This is a genomic window from Caulobacter sp. ALps2 (genome assembly GCF_058681635.1).
This window is the reverse complement of sequence record NZ_CM178743.1, coordinates 1868179-1891591: the sequence shown is the minus strand read 5'-3', so window position 1 is coordinate 1891591 and position 23413 is coordinate 1868179. Positions and strand designations below refer to the sequence as shown.

General features: G+C 66.8%; 17 protein-coding genes. 8 read left to right on the top strand and 9 right to left on the bottom strand.

Annotated features, from left to right (window positions below; all coding sequences use genetic code 11):
* Positions 1 to 73: 73 nt before the first annotated feature.
* The 3 genes from ACW173_RS09020 to ACW173_RS09010 all read left to right on the top strand — a co-directional run bounded on the left by ACW173_RS09020 (position 74) and on the right by ACW173_RS09010 (position 5798).
* On the top strand, positions 74 to 1708 hold the full coding sequence (locus tag ACW173_RS09020; RefSeq protein ID WP_492084713.1) for a hypothetical protein: 1635 nt from the start codon (positions 74 to 76) through the stop codon (positions 1706 to 1708).
* Positions 1709 to 3275: 1567 nt separating this feature from the next.
* On the top strand, positions 3276 to 3560 hold the full coding sequence (locus ACW173_RS09015) for a hypothetical protein (RefSeq protein WP_492084712.1): 285 nt from the start codon (positions 3276 to 3278) through the stop codon (positions 3558 to 3560).
* A 189-nt stretch (positions 3561 to 3749) separates the two neighbouring features.
* Positions 3750 to 5798: a TonB-dependent receptor plug domain-containing protein gene (locus tag ACW173_RS09010; RefSeq protein ID WP_492084711.1), complete on the top strand. Its 2049-nt coding sequence runs from the start codon at positions 3750 to 3752 to the stop codon at positions 5796 to 5798.
* A 132-nt stretch (positions 5799 to 5930) separates the two neighbouring features.
* On the opposite strand, the gene pgi is transcribed toward ACW173_RS09010, so the two are convergent.
* Positions 5931 to 7565, bottom strand: a complete 1635-nt coding sequence (gene pgi, locus ACW173_RS09005; protein WP_492084709.1) for a glucose-6-phosphate isomerase — start codon at positions 7563 to 7565, stop codon at positions 5931 to 5933.
* A 108-nt stretch (positions 7566 to 7673) separates the two neighbouring features.
* Here pgi and ACW173_RS09000 point away from each other — a divergent pair, with 108 nt between their 5' ends.
* The gene (locus ACW173_RS09000; RefSeq protein ID WP_492084707.1) at positions 7674 to 8168 is read left to right on the top strand and encodes a hypothetical protein; all 495 of its coding nucleotides are present in this window, start codon (positions 7674 to 7676) and stop codon (positions 8166 to 8168) included.
* On the opposite strand, the gene ACW173_RS08995 is transcribed toward ACW173_RS09000, so the two are convergent.
* Positions 8165 to 8785, bottom strand: a complete 621-nt coding sequence (locus ACW173_RS08995; protein ID WP_492084705.1) for a thioredoxin family protein — start codon at positions 8783 to 8785, stop codon at positions 8165 to 8167. The genes ACW173_RS09000 and ACW173_RS08995 overlap by 4 nt on opposite strands.
* A 172-nt stretch (positions 8786 to 8957) precedes the next feature.
* Here ACW173_RS08995 and ACW173_RS08990 point away from each other — a divergent pair, with 172 nt between their 5' ends.
* Entirely contained in the window at positions 8958 to 9689 is a 732-nt protein-coding gene (locus ACW173_RS08990) for a DUF1353 domain-containing protein (protein ID WP_492084703.1), read from the top strand.
* 4 nt (positions 9690 to 9693) lie between these two features.
* On the opposite strand, the gene ACW173_RS08985 is transcribed toward ACW173_RS08990, so the two are convergent.
* Complete coding sequence (locus ACW173_RS08985) at positions 9694 to 11844, bottom strand: protein-disulfide reductase DsbD family protein (protein WP_492084701.1); 2151 nt, start codon at positions 11842 to 11844, stop codon at positions 9694 to 9696.
* A 197-nt stretch (positions 11845 to 12041) separates the two neighbouring features.
* Between ACW173_RS08985 and ACW173_RS08980 the strand changes: the two genes are divergently transcribed.
* Positions 12042 to 12434: a hotdog family protein gene (locus tag ACW173_RS08980; protein ID WP_492084700.1), complete on the top strand. Its 393-nt coding sequence runs from the start codon at positions 12042 to 12044 to the stop codon at positions 12432 to 12434.
* Positions 12435 to 12532: 98 nt separating this feature from the next.
* Here the strand turns inward: ACW173_RS08980 and ACW173_RS08975 are convergent, their stop codons facing one another.
* Together ACW173_RS08975 and ACW173_RS08970 are read right to left on the bottom strand one after the other, a co-directional pair.
* Positions 12533 to 13321 (bottom strand): SapC family protein, encoded by a 789-nt coding sequence (locus ACW173_RS08975; protein WP_492084698.1) that lies wholly within the window; start codon positions 13319 to 13321, stop codon positions 12533 to 12535.
* A gap of 277 nt (positions 13322 to 13598) precedes the next feature.
* Entirely contained in the window at positions 13599 to 15638 is a 2040-nt protein-coding gene (locus ACW173_RS08970; RefSeq protein ID WP_492084696.1) for a TonB-dependent receptor, read from the bottom strand.
* Between the two features lie 146 nt (positions 15639 to 15784).
* Here ACW173_RS08970 and ACW173_RS08965 point away from each other — a divergent pair, with 146 nt between their 5' ends.
* Positions 15785 to 16603: an acid phosphatase gene (locus tag ACW173_RS08965; protein ID WP_492084694.1), complete on the top strand. Its 819-nt coding sequence runs from the start codon at positions 15785 to 15787 to the stop codon at positions 16601 to 16603.
* On the opposite strand, the gene ACW173_RS08960 is transcribed toward ACW173_RS08965, so the two are convergent.
* The 4 genes from ACW173_RS08960 to ACW173_RS08945 all read right to left on the bottom strand — a co-directional run bounded on the left by ACW173_RS08960 (position 16600) and on the right by ACW173_RS08945 (position 21616).
* Positions 16600 to 17127: a GNAT family N-acetyltransferase gene (locus ACW173_RS08960; protein WP_492084692.1), complete on the bottom strand. Its 528-nt coding sequence runs from the start codon at positions 17125 to 17127 to the stop codon at positions 16600 to 16602. The genes ACW173_RS08965 and ACW173_RS08960 overlap by 4 nt on opposite strands.
* Positions 17124 to 18002 (bottom strand): N-carbamoylputrescine amidase, encoded by an 879-nt coding sequence (gene aguB, locus ACW173_RS08955; protein ID WP_492084690.1) that lies wholly within the window; start codon positions 18000 to 18002, stop codon positions 17124 to 17126. Before aguB ends, ACW173_RS08960 begins: the two co-directional genes overlap by 4 nt.
* A complete protein-coding gene (locus ACW173_RS08950) occupies positions 18002 to 19009 on the bottom strand; it encodes an agmatine deiminase family protein (protein ID WP_492084688.1) in 1008 nt (335 codons plus the stop codon). Before ACW173_RS08950 ends, aguB begins: the two co-directional genes overlap by 1 nt.
* A gap of 162 nt (positions 19010 to 19171) precedes the next feature.
* Positions 19172 to 21616 carry a TonB-dependent receptor gene (locus ACW173_RS08945; protein ID WP_492084686.1) on the bottom strand — a complete coding sequence of 815 codons (2445 nt, stop codon included), beginning with the start codon at positions 21614 to 21616 and terminating at the stop codon, positions 19172 to 19174.
* A 188-nt stretch (positions 21617 to 21804) separates the two neighbouring features.
* Between ACW173_RS08945 and ACW173_RS08940 the strand changes: the two genes are divergently transcribed.
* Positions 21805 to 23403: an ArnT family glycosyltransferase gene (locus ACW173_RS08940; RefSeq protein ID WP_492084684.1), complete on the top strand. Its 1599-nt coding sequence runs from the start codon at positions 21805 to 21807 to the stop codon at positions 23401 to 23403.
* Positions 23404 to 23413 lie beyond the last annotated feature (10 nt).

The following is a 23413-nucleotide window of genomic DNA, read 5'->3' as shown; positions in this document are numbered from 1 at the left end:
GGCGAGGTAGTAGAAACCTCAGAATGGCGGCAAACGCGTCGCCCTGTGACCTTTCCTCGGGGGAGGATTCAGCTTGATCGAGTCTCTAACGCTTTCTCGCTTTGCGAGGTCTCACATACAGCCAGTATCTCGGGTCTGGTTCGAACTCTCCGACACAGATGCCTTCGACAAGTGCGTTAAGCTTGCACTTCAATGGATGGAGGAGGAACCGAAGAGCAGCGATCACCAACGATCTGGAATTGCGCTACCCGATAAGGCCTGGGAGGGGCTCCCCTTCGACATTTCGGATGAGATCGGGGCCAACCCGACAAAGGCAGCAAGGCTGTCCGCTAGCGATGGGAACTTGTGGTCGTCCAGGCTTGATTGGCCAGACCCAAAACTACCTAGGACATGGATTTCAGAGTTCTTCGTAGAAAAGCGCACCGGCCGAATGGTCCGGTTTGGGGCTCAGGTTATATGTGTGAAGAGGGGAGATTCGTCCCCCTTTGAGATAACCCGACCTACTGTCGTGCAACGGGTCTTGGGCGAGCTGGCTGCCGAGGCAGACGGCCGCAGCCTGAGCGATCGCATTGAGATTTCGGGTGCAAGAGATATCTCGGAAATACTCAGCCTTATATATTCACCCGATCGCCGCCTTCCCGTTCTTGTCATTACAGACGATAGCGATGGGAAAACAGGCGTTTCTCCAGATAACATTGCCAAGAGAATTGCTGGATCAGCTCACATTCTCCATCTTAACAATGAAGCGAGCATAGAACTTAGAAAGAACATCGGGCGCCGGATGTCGGTATTCAACGGCGCCATAAGGCTATATGAGCCTGGCCTAACGGAAGCAAATGAAGATCCATTTGCCCATCCGCTTTGGCTCCGCGAGACAAAATCAGAAAATATTCTTGTTAGACAGATATCCAGCCGAACACTACAGGCTGGATTCCTAGATAGGTCCGAGTATTCCTTTCCGAGGTACTCAACTGTTCGCGACGCTCAGCGGCGAGAAGAAGCAAACGCGGCCGGACCGGGTCCCGTCCCACTCCAGATAGAACTCGAGCAGGCTCGCAAGCTTGCTGCCGAACAAGCTGAGGAGCGGGATGAATGGCACAGCCTCGCTCAAGAAGAACAGGAGCGGCGCTTAGAAGCGGAACGTGAGGTCGAGCGATTGAAAGCCGAGATCTCCCGACTTGAAGCGAAAGCAGTAGCGCTCGAGTTTAAATCCGCCCTGAAACCCGATGACATCGGAGGCGAGAAAGCCGACAGACGGCTCGAATCATATGACGACCTTGAGGATTGGGCCGAGGAAGTCCTACAAGACTCCGTCTATATTCATCAATCTGCACTTAAAGATTGTCGAAAACATGGGCACGACAACATGCTTTCGAAAATAGAAAGCGCTTTGATAATTATGCGCGACTACATGACACCGGCCAGATCAAACAATATCCAGGAAATGCGCGCCCTAGCCAGAAGTAAACTCGCGGAAATTGGGGTAGAGGACTCTCACTGCTTCGTTGATAGGGAAGAAGCAAGAAGAAGTTCAAAGTACATAGTGAGCTATGAGGGCGACCAAAGAGTCATGTACGATCACCTCAAGCATGGAACCGGCTACAATAACGCCAATCAATTCCGCATTTACTATTTTTGGGACGACGTGAAGAAGTGTCATGTCGTGGGTAAGATGCCATCACACCTCCCGAACAACCGAACCAACTAGCCTCTAAATCTCACGGCAAGACCAGCGCGGGGGAGGATCTTTGAGGACGCGGGCTTTCGTGTCGTCGCCACCCGACCTCCCGGTCGGTGCGATCCTTTCATCTCTTGGAGGCTGCAGCGTGCAGGGCTGATCAGGTCAGTCAAGGACGGCTGCGCCGCCGCGGAGCGGCCGCCCGCAGGGCGGTCCTTGAGTGACCTGATCAGCCCTGCGATCGTCTCGCCGTGAGATTTAAGGCGCGCGCCGACCGTTGAGCGGTCGGGCGGCGGTGGGGGAAGGCGCGGGCTTTTCCGAAAATGGAGCCGTCATCCCGCGACTTGTTCGCGGGACCCATTTGTCCGCCGCGGGGGCGGTGCGGACCTGGGCGCTCACGGGGCGGCTGAACGATGGGTCCCGCGCATGAAGCGCGGGATGACGGGTGGTGGTGAGTGGGTGGCGGGCGTGCGTGGTCGGGGAGAGACCCCTCCACCGGCGTTCGCCGGTCCCCCTCCTCCAAGAGGGGAGGATAGCGGAAACTTCCATCGGCTTGCCCCGGTGGTCGCCACCCGACCGCCCGGTCGGGCGGCGGTGGGGAGGCGCGGGCTTTTCCGAAAATAGAGCCGTCATCCCGCGACGTGTTCGCGGGACCCATTTGTCCGCCGCGGGGGCGGTGCGGACCTGGGCGCTCACGGGGCGGCTGAACGATAGGTCCCGCGCATGAAGCGCGGGATGACGGGTGGTGGTGAGTGGGTGGCCGCCGCAGGCGGTCGGGTGGGGGTTGCGCGGCGGACGGTGGCGGGCGATGCGCCGGCGCGCCGGTCTCGGGTGTAACCTCTCACCCTCCCACGCCGAAGGCGTGGGCCCCTCCCTCTCTCCCGGAGAGAGGGATTCACGGGGATTGGCGGTGCTCTATCCTCGGAATTCGCGAGATCGAACTCAGCGAATTCAATCACTTCTCACTTTTACGCGGCTCTGAATGATCCGCGTTCAGAACCGCCCCCATACTCATAGCCATCCCCGTCGCGGGGGAGGGCGTTTGGATCCGGCCCAAAACGGCGGCGGGGGTAGGTTGAGCGGGGCCGCTGGCGGCTCCCGAGCGGTTTTGTCAGGTCACGTCGATTACTCTTTAGGATCGCACGCGGGTGACGGATCGTCCGGGATCAAAGCCATCAGCGGATCGACAGGGCGGTGATCGTATAAGCCGCCTATCGTGGATCGTCGGGGTCGAGACGGATGTAGCCGATCGACTTGGTCCGCGCCCGTCCGGGGGCTAGTGGGGACCCGAGCTGAAATACGCTCACGCCTCCCATCCTCACGGGCAAGAACAGCCTGGCGGAGCGGTCAGCGAGCCGAAACACACAAACCACTACGGTCTCCGGGTTCGCCCGGCCGCTCCGTCGCCTCCCCACACACCTTCAGCGGCTGGCCGCGTGAAGCGGCGGACGTGCGCGCCCTCTAATCTGCTCCCCTTCTGGGGGAGCTGTCGCGGAGCGACCGAGGGGGCATCGCTGGCCTATGCGGAGCTGCCCCCTCCGGCCCTCCGGGCCACCTCCCCCAACGGGGGAGGAGAAGCTTTCAACAGGAGAGAACCATGCCCAAGTCCAAACCGCCGCGCCGCAAGCGTCCGCGCCATCTCGTCAGCCAGACCCGCTCGTTTCTCGACTTCTACGACGAGCTGGAGCGCCTGACCGAACGCGCCGCGCGCGAGGCCGAGGCGCTGGCCGACAAGGTGCCGCCGCACGAACTGGCGCTCATGCGGGCGACCTGCGCCGAGAACCGGCGGATCTTCGCCGAAGGGCGGGCCGATATGCTGGCGCCCAGCCGCACGCCGGTGCTGGACCGGCTGGTGACGGAGGCGCGACGGCGGGCCAAGTAATGTTCCGATATACACCAATTGTTAAGTCAAGCCCGCGGTGAGCCCAGACTTATCCACAAAGCCCAGCAGTCGCGGCAGCGTCAACAGATGAACCCGGTGTAATCTAACCTCGAAGTAATGCACATTTCCGGCTTGTAACTTGAGATGAACGGACGCGGCCGTCAGACCTCTCCTCACTGAGGGGAAACAGTGATGACCAAGACCATTCTGCTGGCCACCGCGGCCAGCCTGTTGCTCGCCGGCGCGGCTCACGCCCAGCAAGCAACCCCCGCGCCGGCCCCGACCGTGGACGCGGCGACCGCCCCGAGCGGCGTGCTGGTGTTCCGGCCCGACTTCTTCGCCGCCCAGCGCCCGAACACGGCGCTGGACATGGTCGACCGGGTGCCGGGCTTCGACGTCGACGACGGCTCGGGCGCGCGGGGCTTCGAGGGCGCGGTCGGCAATATCCTGATCAACGGCAGCCGTCCGGCGTCCAAGAACGACACCGGCTCGAACGTCCTCTCGCGCACCCCGGCCGACCGCGTCGAGCGCATCGAGCTGATCCGCGGCGGCGCCCCGGGTGTCGACATGCAGGGCTATGCCGTGGTCGTGAACGTGGTGCTGAAGAAGGGCGTCAGCCATCAGCAGATCCTGACGGTGAACAACCAGATCTTCGACGGCGGTCGCGACGTGTGGGGCGGCAGCTACCAGTTCACCGCCACCAACGGCGACAAGAGCTGGGGCGTGACTCTGAGCGACGGCACCTCGTCCAGCGACAGCAACGGCGTGGGCCGCAATGTCCGCCACGACGGGACCGGCGCGCTGATCCGCGACGAGGCCTACATCAACGACGGCTGGGGCGGCGGACGCTCGATCCGGGGGAACTATTCCGGCCCCGTGGCCGGCGGCAAGCTGGAGGCCACGGCCCGCTACGGTCGCAACGACTGGAAGGAATGGCAGGAGCTGAGCTCGTCCGTCGCCTTCCGCCGCAGCGCCTATGCCGAGGAGAGCCACTCGGGCGAGCTGGGCCTGACCTGGACCCGGCCGCTGGCCCCGAAGTGGAACCTCGAGACCCGCGCCATCCACAGCTTCGAGAACTTCGACAACGTCTCGATCAGCGACCAGACCCTGTCGGGCGTCAAGGACGCGCAACAGCGCTTCGTGGCCGACGGCGACTCCTCGGAGTCGATCGTGCGCGGCCTGGCGCGCCACGAATATTCCAAGGCCCTGACGATCGAGGCCGGCGGCGAGATCGCCTACAACATGCTGGACGTGAAACAGGCCTACAGCGTCGGCGGCGTGGGCGTGCCCCTGCCCAGCGCGTCGGTCAAGGTCGAGGAACTGCGCGGCGAGGCCTTCACCAAGGCGACCTGGCGGGTGAACCCCAAGCTGACCCTGGAAGGCGGCCTGCGCCTGGAGAAGTCGACCATCAAGCAGTCGGGCGACGCGTCGAACAAGGAAAGCTTCTTCTACGCCAAGCCCCGCTTCCTGGCGACCTGGACGCCCAAGGCCAACAATCAGGTCCGCTTCCGCTTCGAGCGCGAGCTGGGCCAGCTGGACTTCGGCGACTTCGCGGCCTCGTCGGACCTGGACGACAGCACCGTCTATGGCGGCAATGTCGACCTCGAGCCCGAGCAGCGCTGGATCTCGGAGATCAGCTACGAGCGCCGGTTCTGGGGCGAGGGCATCGTCTCGATCGGCTATCGCCACGACGAGATCATCGGCGTGATCGACCGCCTGCCGCTGCCGGACGGCCTGTCGGCGACCGGCAATATCGGCGATGCGACGCTGGACCGGCTGTCGCTCAACATCGTGATCCCGACCGACCGGTTCGGCGTCAAGGGCGGCCGCTTCACGTTCAAGAACGACTGGAACGAGACCCACGTGAAGGACCCGACCACGGGCCTGGACCGGCCGATCTCGGGCATCCGTCCGACCCAGGCCAATATCGGCTTCATGCAGGATCTGACGAAGTACAAGACCCAGTGGGGGATCAACTGGCTGCCGCTGCTGGGCCAGGGCACCTATGACGTCGACCAGACCAATGTCTGGCGCGGCTCGGGCTATTACGAGGCCTTCGCCGAGTACAAGCCGACCCCGACCCTGGCGATCCGCGCCCAGCTGAACCTGTGGGACGACTTCACCATTCGCCGGACGGTCTTCGCCGACCGCGCGCCGAACCGGGCCGTGGCCTTCGTCGAGGACCGCGAGATCAACCCGCGGACCTTCGTCAGCCTGCGGGTGCGCAAGACGTTTTAAGCCCCCTTCCCCCTTGATGGGGGAAGGGTCGGGGATGGGGGTGACCTGCTGAGTTGGACGTCGTGCGCGGCATCCGACGCCGCATCACCCCCACCCTACCCTCCCCCATCGAGGGGGAGGGACCAGACTGGACTACTTCTTCAGGCGAGCAATCAGCGCGCTCGTCGACGGGTCATGCTGGCCCGTCGCGCCGCTCTCGAGTTCGGGCAGGATGCGGTTCGCCATCACCTTGCCCAGCTCGACGCCCCACTGGTCGAAGCTGTTGATCCCCCAGATCACGCCCTCGACGAAGGTCTTGTGCTCATAAAGGGCGATCAGGGCGCCGAAGGTTCGCGGCGTCAGGCGCTCCAGGACCACCAGGGTCGAGGGGCGATTGCCGGCGAAGGCGCGCTGGGGCGCCAGGGTCGCGATCTCTGCCTCGGAGACGCCCTTGCCCCGCAGCTCGGCGACCACATCTTCGGTCGAGCGGCCGACCATGAAGGCCTCGGCCTGGGCCAACAGGTTGGAGAGGAGCTTCTCGTGCATGCCGGCCGGGCCCTCGTCCGACTTGGCGACGCCGATCAGCTCCATCGGGGTGATGTCCGTGCCCTGGTGCATGCACTGGAAGTAGGCGTGCTGGACGTTGGTGCCCTCGTCGCCGAACACCACCGTCGCCGTGCCTCGGGCGGCGGGCTGGCCGTTCGGACCGACCGACTTGCCGTTGCTCTCCATCTCCAGCTGCTGGAGGAACGAGGCCAGGCGGCGCAGACGGTGCGAGTACGGAACGACCGAGCGGGCGCGGCGGTCCAGGCCGTTACGGTTGAAGATCTGGGCCAGGGCGACCAGCACCGGCGCGTTCTTCTCCAGCGGCGCCGCGCGGAAGTGCTCGTCCATGGCCGCGCCACCGTCCAGGAAGCCCTGGAAGGCGTCCCAACCCGCGGCGACAGCCACGGAGAGACTCACGGAGGACCACAAAGAATACCGGCCGCCGACCCAGTCCCAGAAGCCGAACACCCGCTCGTCCGGCACGCCGAAGGCGGCGGTCTTGTCCAGGGCGGTCGAGATGGCGGCCAGGTGCTGATTGGCGCCCTGCTCACCCAGGGCCTCGACCAGCCAGGCCCGGGCGGCGCCGGCATTGGCCAGGGTCTCTTGCGTCGTGAAGGTCTTGGAGACGACGATGACCAGGGTCTCTTCCGGGTCCATGTCGGCCGTGGTCAGGGCGAACTCGGCGCCATCGACATTGGCGATGAAACGCAGGTCGATCGAGGTCTTCACGGGGCGCAGGGCGTCCCACAGCAGGCGGGGGCCCAGGTCGCTGCCGCCGATGCCGATGTGCAGGATGGCCTTGAACGGCTTGCCGGTCGCGCCCTTGATCCGACCCGAGCGGACCGCGTCGGCGAAGGCCTTCATCCGCTGGCGGACGGCGTCGACATCGACCATCACCGGCTGGCCCAGGGCCTTGAAGTCGCCCTCTCCAGAAGAACCTGGGGCAGGCGCGCGCAGGGCCGTGTGCAGGACAGCGCGGCCCTCGGAGGAATTGATCGCCTCGCCGCCGAACATCCGGGCCCGGGCGCCTTCGACATCGGCGGCGTGGGCCAGGTCGAGCGCGGCTTCCAGGCCGGCCTCGTCCCAGGCCTGCTTCGACAGATCCAGGTGCAGGCCGGCGACGTCCAGGGTCAGGGCGTCAAGGCGGCCCGGCTCGGCATCGAAGAACTCGACAATGCGCTTTTCGCCCGCGACCTTGGCGGCGGCTTCCAGGCGGTTCCAGGCGGTGTCGAGATCGGCCATGAGCAGTCCTTCTTTCGAACGTGGTAAATCGCTGTTTACGGAACGGGGCTTATCAAACACCCGCCGCCGCGTCATGGCAGACCAATGACGTTTTTTGCGGGAGTCCCCATGTCCTGTGACGCCGTCGCCTTTTCCGCCATGCTCTGGATGGCTTCGTTCAATCCGGGGCAGGCCGCGGGGCCCGCGCCGGCGGTCATGCAAACGCCTGCCGTGCCGCGATCCGTGGCCGGCGAGCCTTTGTTCCTCGACATCGTCAAGCGCGCCAAGCAGCTCAAGGCCCAGACCGAAGCCTACCGCGCCCAGCTGGCCAAGGCCGACCCGGCCGGCGAGGCGGCGACCTTGAAGGCCTTCGATGTCTTCTCCGGCAAGATCGGCGAGCTGTCGGCCCTCGACATGAAGGGCCACGTGACCCTGAAGGAACGCGGCGCGGTCGACGACCTCAAGTGCATCCTGCGCGGCATCAGCCAGGACTTGCCCGAGAAGCTGACCGCCGTCGGCGCGGCCACGACGATCAAGGCCCAGGACCTGGCCCTGCGCGACATGGTCTATCTGCTGAACGACAATGTCGAAGTGATCACCGCGCCGCCGCGGCCCGCGGCCTAGGCGTCCTTGTATTTCACCGCGCAGCCATAGGGCGCGGCGAACGGCGTCGCGACCTCGCGGCCGGCCTTGACGTCGGACAGGGCCGCGGCGACCAGGTTCTTGGCGGTCTTCAGGTCCTCGACCTTGCTGGTCGGGGTGTCGTCGATAGCGCCCTCGTAGACGACCGCGCCGGTCTTATCGATGACGAACATGTGCGGCGTGGTCTTGGCCTTGTAGAGCGTGGCGACCTTGTTGTCGGAATCCAGCAGCAGCGCCGTCGGCTTGGCGCCCTTGCTGTCCATCCAGGTCTTGGCGGCGGCGCCGTCCGGGAAATGGCCCTGCTTGCCGGGAGCGGACGAGGCGATGGTCAGCCACACGACACCATCGGCGCGCGCCGCCTGCTGCAGGCCCTGCATGTTTCCGGAATAGTGCTTCTTCACATAGGGACAGCCTTCGTTGACCCACTCCAGCACCACGGTCTTGCCGCGGAATTCCGACAGCGAGCGAGGCTTGCCGTCGGCGTCGACGGCGGTGAACTCGGGCGCGGGCTTGGCGTGCGCCAAGGTCGGGACGAGCGCGGTCAGGGGCAGACCTGCCAAGAAAGGAAGACTGGCGACGAGGCGGCGAGTGATCGACATGTCGGTTCTCCAGACCAGAAAGCTCCCCCGCCGGAGACCATCTCACGGATCGCGGGTTTGCGAAACGGTCGCAGGACCAATCCGCGCACGCGTCGAAACTTCGCCATTCTTGCTTGATCCAAGAGAGCTCGACGCCCAGAACGTCCGCACCCTCCCCTTCTCTCCTTGCTCGATGTCCCGCACCAAGATCCTCGCCGCCGTCATCGGCTCCGGCCTGCTCCTCGCCGCCTGCGCGACCGAGACGAACACGACCGTCTTCGTGCCCGTCGTCACGCCCGTGCCGCCCAGCTCGCTGACGCCGCAGCCGATCATGCTGTTCAACCAGACCAAGGACGGCCGCAAGCTGTTCACCCTGGACGCCGAGTTCCCCTATTGCGACGTCGAGACGGGCAAGGTGATCGTGGTGCCGCGCTGGTACGTCACCGACTTCGCCAGCGTGCCCTGGTACGGCCAGGGCTTCGTCGATCCGCAGGGCCCGACCGCCCGCGCCGCCATCGTCCACGACTGGCTCTACACGGTCGGCGAGCCGGGCAAGCGCGAAGAGGCCGACGCCATCTTCCTGCGGGCGATGATCCGCTACGGGGTGACGCCGTTCCAGGCCAACCTGGCCTATCAGGCCGTACGGCTGGGCGGCGAGAAGGGCTATGGCCTGCCGACCGACTGGCGCTTCGTCGACCCCAAGCGCCAGAACCTCATGCAGTTCGCGCCGTTCGCCAAGCCGCGCACCGGCATGGTCCGTTACCTGCCCAAGTGCCAGGGCTTCGGCGCCCTGATCCAGAGCGGCTGGCGCGCCTATCCGATCAAGGTCGAGACTCCGGTGATCCCGCCGCCGGTCGTCGTGACCAAGACCCCGCTGGACAAGGTCAAGGACAAGCTGCCGTTCGGCGGCGAGAAGAAGAAGTAGGCTCTTACGCCCCCGCCTTCTCGATCGCCTCGATCACCAGGCCCTCGGTCAGCAGCTGGGGCAGGATGACCGGCTGGCCGCCGTTCTTCGGATAGACCACGTACAGCGGCACGCCGACGCGCTTGAAGTCGGCCAGCGCCTTGGCGATGACCGGATCGCGATTGGTCCAGTCGGCCTTCAGATAGACGGCGTTCTGGGCCTTGAAGGCCTCGGCGACCTTGGCGCCCGATAGAGCGACCTTCTCGTTGACCTGGCAAGTCACGCACCAGGCGGCGGTGAAGTCGACCAGGATCGGACGGCCGGCGGCCTGGAGTTCGGCGACCTTCTCGGGCGACCAGACCTCGGAGGCCAGGCCCGGACCGGACGGCGCTTCGGTCGACGCGACGGCGGTCGGCGCCTGGGCGCCCAAGGCGCCGAAGGTCGCGACGGTGACCGCGAGGGCCAGGACCGCCAGGGCGACCAGGATCGAGGCCATGGCCGGCCTGCCCGAGGCGCGTCGGGCTTGCGCCAGGCCGTAGAGCCAAGCCCCGAAGGCGGCCAGCACGCCGGCGGCCAACAGATGAGCCAGCGAGAGCGGACCGGACTGCTGGGCGAACACCCAGACCAGCCACAGAGCCGCGCCGTACATCGGGAAGGCCAGGCCCTTCTTCAGCACGTCCATCCACGCGCCGGGACGCGGTAGCAGCTTCAGGAGGCCCGGGATGAAGGCCACGGCCACGAACGGGGCGGCGAAACCAAGAGCAAGAGCCAGGAACACCGCCAGCGAGATGACCGGCGGCTGGGTCAGGGCGTAGCCCAGGGCGCCGGCCATGAACGGCGCGGTGCAGGGGGCGGCGACCACCACGGCCAGGGCGCCGGTGAAGAAGGCGCCGGTCGCGCCGCCCTGGGCCGAGGCGCCCGAGCCGACGTTCTGCACCGAGGTCCCGATCTCGAAGACGCCCGACATGTTCAGGGCCACCAGCAGCATCAGCAGGGCCAACGCCGCGATGACCAGCGGCGACTGCAACTGGAAGCCCCAGCCCACCGCCGCGCCGCCGGCTCGCACGACCAGCAGCAGGCCGGCCAGCGCGAGGAAGGTGGCGACGACGCCCAGCAGGAACACGAGGCCTTGCAGTCGGGCCTTGCCGGCGTCATGGGCGTGGCCGGCCAGGCTGGCGGCCTTCATCGACAGCACCGGGAAGACACACGGCATCAGGTTCAGGATCAGCCCGCCCAGGAACGCGAAGACCAGGGCGCCGACGAGCCCGCCCGAAGTTCCGGTGGCCGGCGCGGTCTCGGCCGGCGGCGCGCCCAGACCCGCGGAGGTCGCTGGCGGCTCGCCCGCCGTGGCGGTGACCTCCCAGGCGCCGGCCTTGGTCGCGATCACGCCTTGCAGCTCGGCCGGAGGCGTTCCGCCGCCGACGAAGTCGTAGCCCGGCTTCAGCGTCAGGGTCAGGCCTTCCGGACCGCGCTCGATCACCTGTTCGGCGGCGTGCTCGATGACCTTGGGCGAGTACGGGAAGAAATAGGCGCCAGCCATGTCGGCGCCCTTCAGCGGACCGCCGGTGACGGCCAGCTTCAGGCTCGTACCGTCCAGCTTGAACACCGCCTTCAGGCCGGCGGGCTTGGGGGCCTTGGCCAGGACGTCGGCGATCACCGATCCCCACTTGGGATCGGCGCCCGCCGCGCCGGCCACGACGGGAAGCAACAGGGTCAGCTTGGCGTCCTCGGGCACGCAGACCTGTTCGCAGACCAGATAGGCGACGTCGGCGCTCAGGCTGATCGTGGTCCCGACCTGGGCGTCGGCCGGCGCGCTGATCGGCACGGGGATGATGACCTCGCCCTCATAGGCGTAGTCGAGCAGCGGACCCAGCTTGGCCTTCTGCGGCGTCGGCCAGACCATGTCGCCGGCGGCCCAGCCCCGCGGCAGGGTCCAGGCGATCTTGGTGGCCTCGCCCGCGTCGCCGGGATTGCGCCAGTAGGTGTGCCAGCCGGGAATGATCTTCTGGCGCAGGGCCACATAGACCGTGCCGCCCGGCGCGACGCCGCTCTCCTGGGCGATCAGCTCGGACTCGATGTGCCCGGAATTGACCACGGGACCGGCGACGGCCGCTCCGGCCAGCAAGGTCGCCGCCAGCAGGGCTTGCAGGGCGAGGGCGGCTCTCTTGAGGAACATGCGCGGGTCCGGACGGAAAACGACTGCGGACGAACACATGGCCCGCCCATATCGGCTCGACAATGGCCAAGTCGCGACGGACAGTCGAGAGAGCCTGTCCATTTCGGGTGATTCACCCGAAATGGATAAACAGGCTCGTTCTTTCGTTGCAGAGAATGACGTTCGCCATTCTCTGGCGGAATCAACCGGAGCCGCCCATGCCCGCCGCCTTCGACGACATCGAGATCGGCCAGGTCGTGAACCTGGGCTCGCGGGCCGTCGACGAGAAGGCGCTGGACGCCTTCATCGCCGCCTTCACCCCCGGCTGGCCGGTCGAGAACGGCGCCCCGGACGGCATGGTCTTCGCGATCTGGACCCGTCTGGACGGCGAGGCCAGCGCCGCCTGGCCGCAGACCAAGCGGGTGGGCGTCGACGCCCTGCGCTGGATGCGCAATCCCCCCGTCGGCGAGCTGCTGCGCGGCCGCATGACCGTGATGGGCAAGGACCCGGTCGGCGAGGGCAAGGGCATCGTCATCGCCCAGCACGATCTGCTGGACGAGGCCGGGCGCCTGGTCTTCTCGTGCCTGACCCGCAGCATCTTCGCGCGATAGTCTCGGCAGGACGAGGTTTCGGCCCCTCCAACGGGCAAAGAAAAGGCGGCGGAGCCGAAACCCCGCCGCCCTTCGATCTTTCGACCGTCAGCCGCCCCTTAGTTCAGGGTCCCGGCTTCGGCCTGCTTCAGCATGGTCTTGTTGATCAGGCGATCCCAACCCAGCAGCGACACCAGGTGCGCGTAGATCTGGGCCAGGGCGCCGTTTTCCTGCAGTTCCTTCAGCTTTTCGGCCGACAGGGTGTTCAGCTTCTCTTCCGAGACGCCGAAGTACTCGGCGACGGTGACCGGCTCGCCGGCCGGAGCGCCGGTTTCGTCCTGCGGCTGGAAGATGGCCTTCTTCAGCTCGAACAGGTCGTTGTCCTTCAGGATCTGGACGAACGAGTCCGTGCGGCGGCGCTCGACTTCGAAGTCGTCGCAGAACTTGATGCAGTTCTGGGTGTACTCGGTCGGCTCGCCCTTGGCGTCGAACAGGGGGGTGTCGCCCTTGGTCGACAGCAGGTCGGAGCCCACGTCGATGCAGACGATGAGGCGGTCTTGGGTGTCGTCATTGGCCAGGACGAACGGATAACGGCGGATATAGGCCGGGATGTAGACGTTCGCCTCGACCGAACCGTCGGCGTTGATGAACAGGTTCTCGGCTTGATTCAGGCCCATCACGGCCAGCGGCACCTTGTCGTCGCCGGCGAAGATCACCGGGAAGGTCAGGGCGGCCGGAGCGAATTCCGAAACGGTCAGCGGCACGGCGGTGCCGGCGGCGGCGAAGCCGTACGGCTTGTCCTTGTGGACCAGGGCCAGCTTGGCGTGCTGCTCGCGGTTCAGCGGCTCCGGCGAGTTGTAGAACAGGACGTTGCCGGAGATTTCGCCGGCGGACTGGGACGTGGTCATGAAGAGCTCTGCGACAAAATTTAGAAACGGACGCTCGAACGCTTCAAGACGACCGCAAAGGCTCGGCGTTCTAGCCGATCCCGGAGAGCGCGGCAATCTGGGCTGCTGTCATGGCGGGATCCTGCGTCCCGGATTCATCCCCGGCGCGAGCCGTTAAGCTTGATGGAGACCGTGCCGGGCGAAGTGTCCGGGACCTGGCAAGGGGGAGCAAAGGCCAGGCCCCGGAGCAACACGATCCCCGGGGCTGCGGGGGATCGTGTGTCTTGTCGGCTATCGGCTAGAAGCGGTAGGCGAAGCCGACGCGGACCGATCGGCCCGGCGCGGGCGCGAAGTCCTTCAGGAACGAGGTGTGCTCGCGGATGGTCTCGTCGGTCAGGTTGCGGCCGTCGACGAACAGGCGAAGGCCCGAGTCGGCCATCGGCTTGAAGGTGACCATGGCGTTGACCTGGGTGTACCCGTCGGTCGGCAGCTCGAAGGTCGCCGTCCGGTTCTGGCTGGCCACGCGGCGCACCTCGGTCTGGACGCTCAGGCGCGGGGCGCTCCAGATCACCCGGCCGGTCAGGGCCCACGGCGGGATGCGGGCCGGCGCGCCGAAGTCGGTCGAGCCGCGCACCCAATCGTAGACGCCTTCCAGCTTCAGCGACCGCTCGCCGCCTTGCCAGGCCACGTACGAGGCCTCGGCCTCGGCGCCGTGGAACTTGGCGTTGGTCTGAAAGTACTGGAACACCGGCAGGTCGTCTTCGACGGCGCCTGTCGGGGCCTCCTCGATGAAGCCGTCGTACCACGCGCCCCACAGGTGGCCTTCCAGGCGCAGGCGATCGCCGGTGTAGCGATAGGTCGCCTCCAGCGAGGTGACCTTCTCGGACTTCAGGTCCGCGTCGCCGACCTCGTAACCGCCGGTGCCCGGGTGCGGACCGTCGGCGAACAGCTCGAACTCGGTCGGAGCGCGGCCGTTACGCGACAGGGCCAGGGCGACAAACTGCTTGTCAGCCGGCTTGTAGAACAGGCCCAGCGACGCCGAGACATTGTCGAACGTCTTGCTGGTGAAGTCGGTCTTCAATTCACGGGAGTCGAAGCGCAGGCCCGCGTCGACGCCCCAGACGCCGCGATCCAGACGCTGCAAGGTGAAGACGCCGTATTCCTTGATGTCGGTCGAAGGCACGAAGGCCTCGTCGCCGATGGCCGAGAAGTGGCGCTCCAGGGCCTGGAAGCCCACCGCGCCCTGCCAGCCGTCGCGTTCCTTCTGGACCAGCTCCAGGCGGCCTTCGGTGCCGTCCGACAGGAAGCGGGTGCCGACCTCGCCGTCCTCCACCGAGACCTCGGCGTGTTCGTACTTGGCGTGGCCGACCGACAGGCGGATCTTGGCGATGGGGCCCAGGTCGACGTTCTGCTCGCCGCGGAAGTCGTAGCGGGTCTGCTGCAGGTGGATCGAGACCGGGCCTTCCGCGTCCGGATCGATCGGCGCCGTTATCTGCAGGTAGGGCACGCCGTAGGTCGTGTCGGTCTTCTTGATCGCCACGCCGAAGAAGCCGCTGTCATGGACGTAGGAGACGCCGGCGCCATAGGCGTCGACCTCGACATCGGTGTTCTTGACGGTCTTGTCCGGATCCGAGGTCAGGCCGTCGCGGTTGGCCAGGCGGGCCGAGACCGGGGTGGTCGGGACCTTGTAGTCGTCGCTCTCGCGGTGATCGGCGTCGATGGCGAAGACCAGCGGGCCCTTGCCGAACTTGGCCGAGCCGTTGATCGCCTTGCCGTCGTCGACGGTCGAGGCCGAGCCGGCGATCCGGCCCTCGAAGCCGTTCTCGGCCGGGCTGGAGGGCACGCGCTCGTCGATGATGTTGACCACCCCGCCGATGCCCGAGCCGCCATAGGCCAGGGTCGACGGGCCGCGCAGCACCTCGATGCGCGAGGCCTCGCCCGGATCGGAGGCCACCGCGTGGTCGGGCGACAGCGACGAGGCGTCGACCTGGCCGACGCCGTTCTCCAGCACGAGCACGCGCGGACCCGACAGGCCGCGGATCACCGGGCGGCTGGCGCCGGGGCCGTAGAAGGTCGAGCGCAGGCCCGGCTGGCCGTTCAGGGTGTCGCCCAGGCCGGCGGGCGGCAGCAGGTCCAGCTTGTCGCGGGTGATGACGTTGACGCTGCTGGTCACGGTGTCCAGCGACACGGCGTAGGGCGCGGCGGTGATGACGACCTTGTCGACCGCGTTGGCCTGATCGCCTTCCGGGGGCGCGGTCGGCGCATCGGCGGCGTGGGCGGAAACGGCGGCGGCGAGCGCGATGAGGCTCGCGGCTGAGAAGGCGACGCGACGAAGCATGAGGGGTCTCTGGACGACTGAAAACTTGGCCGGGGGAGCGGCCGAGAAGAGTGTTATGAAATAACATATCCTCTCGTCAATCCGCTTTCGCTTGACGCGGGATTTTCCCGCCGCTCTGTGGTGGCATGACCTCAGGGACGCATTTCATGACCCGTACCGTGCTGATCGCCGCCGCGTTAAGCGGCTTGGCGCTGGCCGGCTGCTCGACCGACGGCCTGCCCAATCCGTTCAAGCCTCAAGCGGCCAAACCCGCCGTCGTCGCCACCACCGCGCCCTCGGCCGGCTGGGTGAAGCCGCCGCCCGGTTACCTGCCCGCCGGCGCGATCGACGCGGCGACCGTCGTCGGCCCGCCGCCCGCGCCGGACAGCCCGCGCGGCAAGGCCGAGCGCGCGCAGTTCGACGAGACCCGCAAGCTGGTCAATACGGATGCCTGGAGCCGGGCCATCGCCGACGCCGACCTCTCGGGCAAGAACGGCATGAAGAGCTTCTCGTGCGCGGCCGGCGTCACCCTCAGCGCCGAGGCGACCCCGACCCTGGCCAACCTGCTGCTGCGCATGACCGACGACGCGGCCAAGATCTACCAGCCGGCCAAGGCGACCTATCAACGGCCGCGCCCGCCGGTCGGCAACACCGCGCCGATCTGCGTGCCGCGCGAGGCCTGGATCAATACGGACGGCTCGTATCCGTCCGGCCACGGCCTGATCGGCTGGGCCTGGGCCTCGGTGATCGCCGAGCTGGTCCCGGACAAGGCCAGCCCGATCCTGGCGCGCGGCAAGGCCTTTGGTGACAGCCGCATCATCTGCGGCGTCCACTTCCAGAGCGACGTCGAGGCTGGCCGCTACCTGGGCTCGGCCCTGGTCACGCGGCTGCACGACGATCCAGCGTTCCTGGCCGACCTGGCCAAGGCGCGCGACGAAGTGAAGGCCTCGAAGGCCAAGGGCGCGCCGGAGGGGTGTGGCGCCTAGGGCCGCGCCACGAACACCACGTGCTGGCGCAGCGGATCATCCTGCGCCAGGCCGGGATGGTCGAAGTCGCGGACCGGGTCGTGGCTCATGCCGATCCGGCGCATGACGCTCTGCGAGGCGAGGTTGGTTCGAGCGGTGAAGGCGATGATCTCGGCGAGCTTCAGGGCCTCGAAACCGTAGGCCAGCGCCGCCTTGGCCGCCTCGGTGGCATAGCCCTGGCCCCAGGCGTCGGGATGGAAGCGCCAGCCGATCTCGACGGCCGGGTCCATGTTCATCTCGGGCGGAACCCACCAGACGCCGGTCATGCCGACCACCCGCGCGTCGGCCTGGCGCTCGACCACCCAGAAGCCGAAGCCGTGTTGGAGCTCATGCGCCATAACCCGGTCGACGAAGGCGTCGCTCTCGGCGCGGTTGCGGACGCCGCCCAGCCAGGCGCCGACCCGCGAGTCGCCGTTCATGGCGGCGATGGCGTCCCGGTCGGCGTCGACCGCCGGGCGCAAGACCAGGCGGCCGGTGGTGATCAAGCCGGGCGGCCGGCGGCCAGGGCCGTATAGAGCTCCGGCCGGCGGTCGCGGAAGAAGCCCCAGGCGGCGCGGTGCGTCGTCAGGAAGTCGAGGTCGAAGGTCGCGTTGACCAGGCCCTCGTCGGCCCGGCCCAGCTCGCTGACCAGATCGCCCCGATGGTCGGCGATGAAGCTCGAGCCGTAGAAGGTCTGGCCGCCGTTCGGATAGCCGTCCCACGGCTCGAAGCCGATACGGTTGGCGCCGATCACCGGGATGACGTTCGAGACGGCGTGGCCCTGCATCGCCCGACGCCACGGCAGGGCGGTGTCCAGGCTGGGGTCATGCGGCTCGCTGCCGATGGCGGTCGGATAGAACAGGGCCTCGGCGCCCATCAGCGCCATGGCGCGGGCGGCCTCGGGGTACCACTGGTCCCAGCAGATGCCGACGCCCAGGCGGCCGAAACGCGTGTCCCAGACCTTGAAGCCGGTGTCGCCGGGCCGGAAATAGTACTTCTCCATATAGCCCGGGCCGTCGGGGATATGGCTCTTGCGATAGACGCCCAGCAGCGAGCCGTCGGCGTCGGCCATGACCAGGCTGTTGAAGTAGTGCGGGCCCTCGCGCTCGTAGATCGAGATCGGGATCACCACGCCCAGCTCGCCGGCTAGCGGCGCGATGGCCTTGACCACCGGGTGCTCGCGCCACGGATGGGCCTCGGCGAACCAGCGCTCTTCCTGGGCGACGCAGAAATACGGCCCCTGGAACAGCTCGGACGGCAAGATGACCTGCGCGCCCTTGGCGGCCGCTTCACGGATGAAATGTTCGGTCTTCTTGATGTTGGCCCGCGGATCCATGCCGTACGAGGTCTGGATCGCGGCGACGCTGAGCGTGCGGGTCATCAGGCGGTCTCCGGCTCTTGCTGGCTGATGCAGTGGAACGATCCGCCGCCGGTCAGGATGGCGGTCGAGGCCAGACCGATGACCTGACGCTCGGGGAATAGGCCCTTGATCACCTCGACGGCGAAGGCGCCCGACTCCTCGGCGTAGATCGGCACGATGACCGCCTCGTTGGCGATCAGGAAGTTCATGTGCGATGCCGGGATCGGCTCGCCGTCCTCGTCCAGGATCTTGCCCGGCGAGGGGATGCGGACGACCTGCAGCGGAGAGCCGCGGCTGTCGGTCATGCCGGCCAGCAGCTTGGCGGTCTCGGCATAGACGTCCGCGTTCGGATCATCGGTCCCGTAGGCCATCGGGCAGGCCACCACGCCCGGCGCCACGAAGCGGGCCAGGTTGTCGACGTGGCCGTCGGTGTGGTCGTTCAGCAGGCCATCGCCCAGCCACAGCACCTTCTTGGCGCCCAGGGCGTCCGCGAGGGCCGAGGTGGCCGAGGCCTCGTCCCAGCCGGCGTTGCGGTTCGCGTTCAGCAGGCACTGGCGCGTGGTCAGGACGGCGCCGTAGCCGTCGTGGTCCAGGGCTCCGCCTTCCAGGATGAAGGGGTTGCGCACGAGCGGAGCCCCGGAGGCGGCGGCGATCTGCTCGGCGACGATGTCGTCGCCCTCCAGGCTGTACTTGCCGCCCCAGCCGTTGAACTGGAAGCCGGCGGCCGAGGCCGCGCCGTTGGCGTCGACGAAGATCGGGCCGGTGTCGCGCAGCCAGATGTCGCCGAACTGCCCCCGCACGATCTCGACCGTCGTGTCGCCCAGAAGGGCGCGCGCCGCGGCCTCGGCCTCGTCGCCCACGACCATCAGGCGCACGCGCTCGCCGCCCGGACCGGCCAGGGCGCGGGCGAGGTCGGCGACCTCCTGTTGAGCCTGCTCCAGGTCTTCCCGCCACAGCTCGGCGTGGCTGGGGAAACCCACCCACATGGCGCGGTGGGGAGCCCACTCGGCGGGAACGGTCACGGTCATGGTCGAAAACCCGAAGGGGGTGAAAAACGAAGGGGGCGCAGATGGCCCCTCGAAGGCGCGAGGTCAAGCGCCGCCTCATTAGCAAACCTACGTGACAAAGAAAAAGGGCGGCCCGTGAGGACCGCCCTTCTCTTGGTCTTGGCTGTTTCCAGCGCCGGGTTCTTAGAACTCGGTGCGCAGGGTGAACTGCACGGTGCGCGGGGCGCCGACATAGTAGGTCGGGGCGCTGGCGTTCGAACCCGTGACCGCGACCGCGTTGGTGCGCGAGCTGATCGAACCGAAGTAGGTCTCGTTGAACAGGTTGTTGACGTTCAGCTGAGCGTAGGTGCGCTTGGCGAACGGCAGGTCGTACTTCACCGACATGTCCCACACGGTGTAGTGCGGAGCCACTTCGTCGTTCACGTCGGTCGAGAAACGATCGCCCGTGAACTTGCCTTGCACGCCCAGGTGCAGGGCGTCGGTGATGTCCCAGTCGACGCGGCCACCGAAGGTGTACTTCGGGGTCTCGACGATCTGCTTGCCCTCCAGCGCCAGCGTGTTGCCAGCGGCGTTGAGCCGCAGGTCGTCCTGGATCTCGCTCTTGTTGTACGAGAACGAGGCCGACACCGTCAGGTACTCTTCCGGAGCCCAGGCGGCCTGCGAGTCGAAGCCATAGCCCTTAACGTCGCCGACGTTGCGGTCGATGCTGATGCCCAGGTCCGCGTCGTACGATTGCACGATGCGGTTCTTGAAGTCCGTCTTCCACACGGCGGCGGTCGCCATGAACGTCGGGTTCGAGTAGCGATAGCCCAGGTCGTAGGTCTTGGTCGTTTCCGGCTGGGTGTCGGCCGGGGCGCCCACGCCGTTCACCAGGGTGGCGGTGTACAGGTTGTCGGTACGCGGCGCCGAGAAGCCCTCGGCGTAGCTGACATAGACGCTGCCGACAGCGCCCAGGTCATAGCTGGCGCCCGCGTTCGGCAGCACCTTGTCGTACTTCACCGTGGCCTTGAACGGCTTGATGAACTTCGTCGCCGAGGTGCCGAAGGTGACGCTGCCGTCAGCGGCGGCGGCGTTCGGGGTCTGGGTGGTGCAGTTCACGTTGAAGCCCGTGACCACGCCGGCCAGGCTCGAGGCGTTCTGCGTGTAGCAGTACTGGTTCAGCTCGCGCTTGAAGAAGGGCGCGCGGACGCCGAGGTTCACGACCAGGCGGTTGTCCATGAACTTGCCGCGGTATTCGGCGGCGGCCTGGTTCAGCTGAGCGATCGAGAAGCGGTCGCGAGCACGCAGGAAGCTGCCGTCCGAGGTCAGGACCTTGGCGCCCTGGCCGTCCTTGCCGCCGAACACGTTGGTCGTCGTGCCATCGGCGTTCAGGGTGGTGTACTCACCCGTCTGACGGTGACGGCCGTAGTCGCCGGTGTAGGCGACGCGGATGCGGTGATTGTCGCTCAGGTCCCAGATCAGCGAGCTGGTGACGCTGTAGCGGCGGGTGTTGGTGACGCTCGGCGCGAAGAACGCGACGGTGTCGGCGGTGTCGCCGTCGCCGTTCAGGTCCTTGGCGGCGCCGTTCGAGCCGCGGACCTTGGCGTCACCTTCGCTGATGGTCGCCAGCTGGGTGCCGCCATCGGCCAGCACGTACTGGAACGAGGGGTCGACGGTCAGACGGACGTTGTCGGCCAGGTGGAACAGGGCCGAGCCGCGCAGGCTGCCGGTGTTCGACGGGTTGACCTGACGGCCGTAGAAGTTGGAGCAGTTGCCGGGAACGACGACGCCGCTGACGGCCGCCGGGTTACAGACCGCGTCGAAGTCGTAGTTCTTGCCGAAGTTGCGGAAGTCCGACAGCGTGATCGAACGGATGTTGTTGTTGCGGTTCTCGTTGTAGTTCGCGGCCAGGCTGATGAAGTCGCCGCGGTCACCGAGGTCCTGCATGATGCGGGCGTTGAACTGCTTCTTCTCGAGCGTGCCCGGGCCCTTCCACTTGTCGTACTTCTGGTACGAGCCGGCGACGAAGGCCTTGGTGCCCCACGGGCCGAATTCGCCCGAGTCCAGCATCAGGAAGCCGCGGCGATAGTTGTTCTCGCCGACCGAGGCCGTGGCGATGCCGCCGAACTCGTTGCCCGGCTTGCGGGTCACGTAGTTGATCGTGCCGCCGGTGGCCGAAGCGGTCGGGCTGTCGACGTCGGTCGTGCCCAGGTTGACGCTGGCGCGGCTGATCAGTTCGGCGTCCAGTTGCTGGTTCGGGTACACGGCGTAGTTGCCGGTGTCGTTCAGCGGCACGCCGTCGAAGGTCACCGAGACGCGGTTACCGTCGAAGCCGCGCAGGCGCAGGTTGCCGCCCGACGAGCCGTACGGGTCGTTGTTGGTGAAGCTGACGCCCGGCAGCAGGTTCAGCGATTGGAAGACGTTCTGGCCGGTCGATTGCGAAGCCAGGAACTCGGCGTCCACCGAGGCGCGCGACTTCGGCAGCGTCTCGACGATCTGGCCGGCGATGGCGCGAGCGCCAGCGGCGGTGACGACGATGTTCTCGACTTCATTGGCTTGCGAGCCGGTCGACTGGGCGAAGGCCGAGCCGCTGGCGACCAGGCAACCGACCAGGGCGGTCGTCGCCAGGGCGAAATTTCTCATACGCATTTGAAGGATCCCCTCATTTTTTCGACGCGCCTGCCGTCGGACCGGCATGATCAGCGTCGTTGGGGCCGTTTAGCGAAAGTTTTAGAAGGTTTGGTGACGGAAAGGCCACGGCATCCCGTAAACTGTCATAAACGTCCGTTAACGCGGAAGAATTGGTCAAATTTTTCTTACTTGGCTAATTAGGCGTCATGCGATCAGCCAGCCCATCCTCCGAAATTTCCGCCCCGTCCTCCGCGGAATCGCGCGCCTGGCGGCTGACGCTGCTGATGGTCGGAGGACTGACGATTCTCCGCCTGATCGCCTTGTTCACGACGCCCCTGGAGCTGTACCCCGACGAGGCCCAGTACTGGCTTTGGTCGCGCGAACTGGCCTTCGGCTACTTCTCCAAGCCGCCGATGATCGCCTGGCTGATCTGGCTGACGACCCATATCGGGGGCGACGCCGAGCCCTGGGTGCGACTGTCCGCCGCGCTGCTGCACGGGGCCACCGCCCTGGTGATCCACCGTATCGCCCGCAAGCTCTACGGCGCCCTCCCCTATGGCCATTGGGCGGGCCTCGTCGCCGCGGCGATCTACAGCCTGATGCCGGGCGTGGTTTTGTCCTCGGGTCTGATCGCCACCGACGCGCCGCTGCTGTTCTTCCTGGCCCTGACGATCTGGGCCTATGTCGCCCTGGCCGAGGAGACCGCGCCGCGCCGCTACTTCATCGCCGCCGGCATGGGCCTGGCCCTGGGCTGCGCCTTCCTGTCGAAATACGCGGCGATCTACGCCCTGGGCAGCATCGTCATCCACTTCGTGATCTCGAAGGAGGCCCGCAAGCGCTGGTGCCCGGCCGCCGCCGTGCTGTTCGTCACGACCTTCGTCCTGACCCTGGCCCCGAACTTCGCCTGGAACGCCAGCCACCACTTCTCGACGGTCAAGCACACGGCCGCGAACGCCAACTGGGGCGCCCACACGCTGTTCAACTTCCGGGAACTGATCGAGTTCGTCGGCTCGCAGTTCGGGGTGTTCGGCCCCCTGCCGTTCGCGGTGCTGCTGGGCGGCGCGATCTGGCTGGGCGTCAAGAAGAAGATGACCTCGCCCGACCTGCTGCTGGTCTGCTTTTCGGCCCCGCCGCTGATCATCGTGGCCGGCGAGGCCTTCGTCTCGCGCGCCAACGCCAATTGGGCCGGGGCGGCCTTCGTGGCCGGCTCGGTGCTGACCGCCGGCTGGCTGCTGCGCTGGAACGCCCGTCGCTGGATGATCGCCGGCCTGGCCGTCCAGGCCGTGTTCGCCGCCTTCTTCATCGCCTGCATGATCAGCCCCAAGGTCGTCGACGCCACGGGCCTGTCGAACGGCTTCAAGCGCGTGCGCGGCTGGGACCAGACCGTCCAGGCGATCATCGAGCGCTCGCGCGAGGAGCAGGCCCTGCGTGGCCCCTTGAGCGCCGTCGCGATGGACGACCGTTTCGTCTACAACGCCGCCGCCTATTACGGCCGCGACTATTTCGGCCAGCCAGGCGCGCCGCCGCTGCGCATGTGGGTGCACGAGGCCTACGCCCAGAACCAGGCCGAGGCCGAGACGCCGCTAGACGCCGATTACGGCCGCCGCGCCCTGATCGTCAGCCTGGAGGGCGGCTACCGTCCCCAGATCGAGCAGGACTTCAAGGCGCGCTCCGGCCTGCAGATCGCCCGCGTGCGCCTGGACAAGAAGCGTTCGCGCCGCGTCGACCTGTTCATCGCCGAGGGTTTCGCGCCCCTGCCCCGCGATCCGATCACGGGTCTGCCGCCGCGGCCGCGGAAGAAGTAGCGCGCGAATT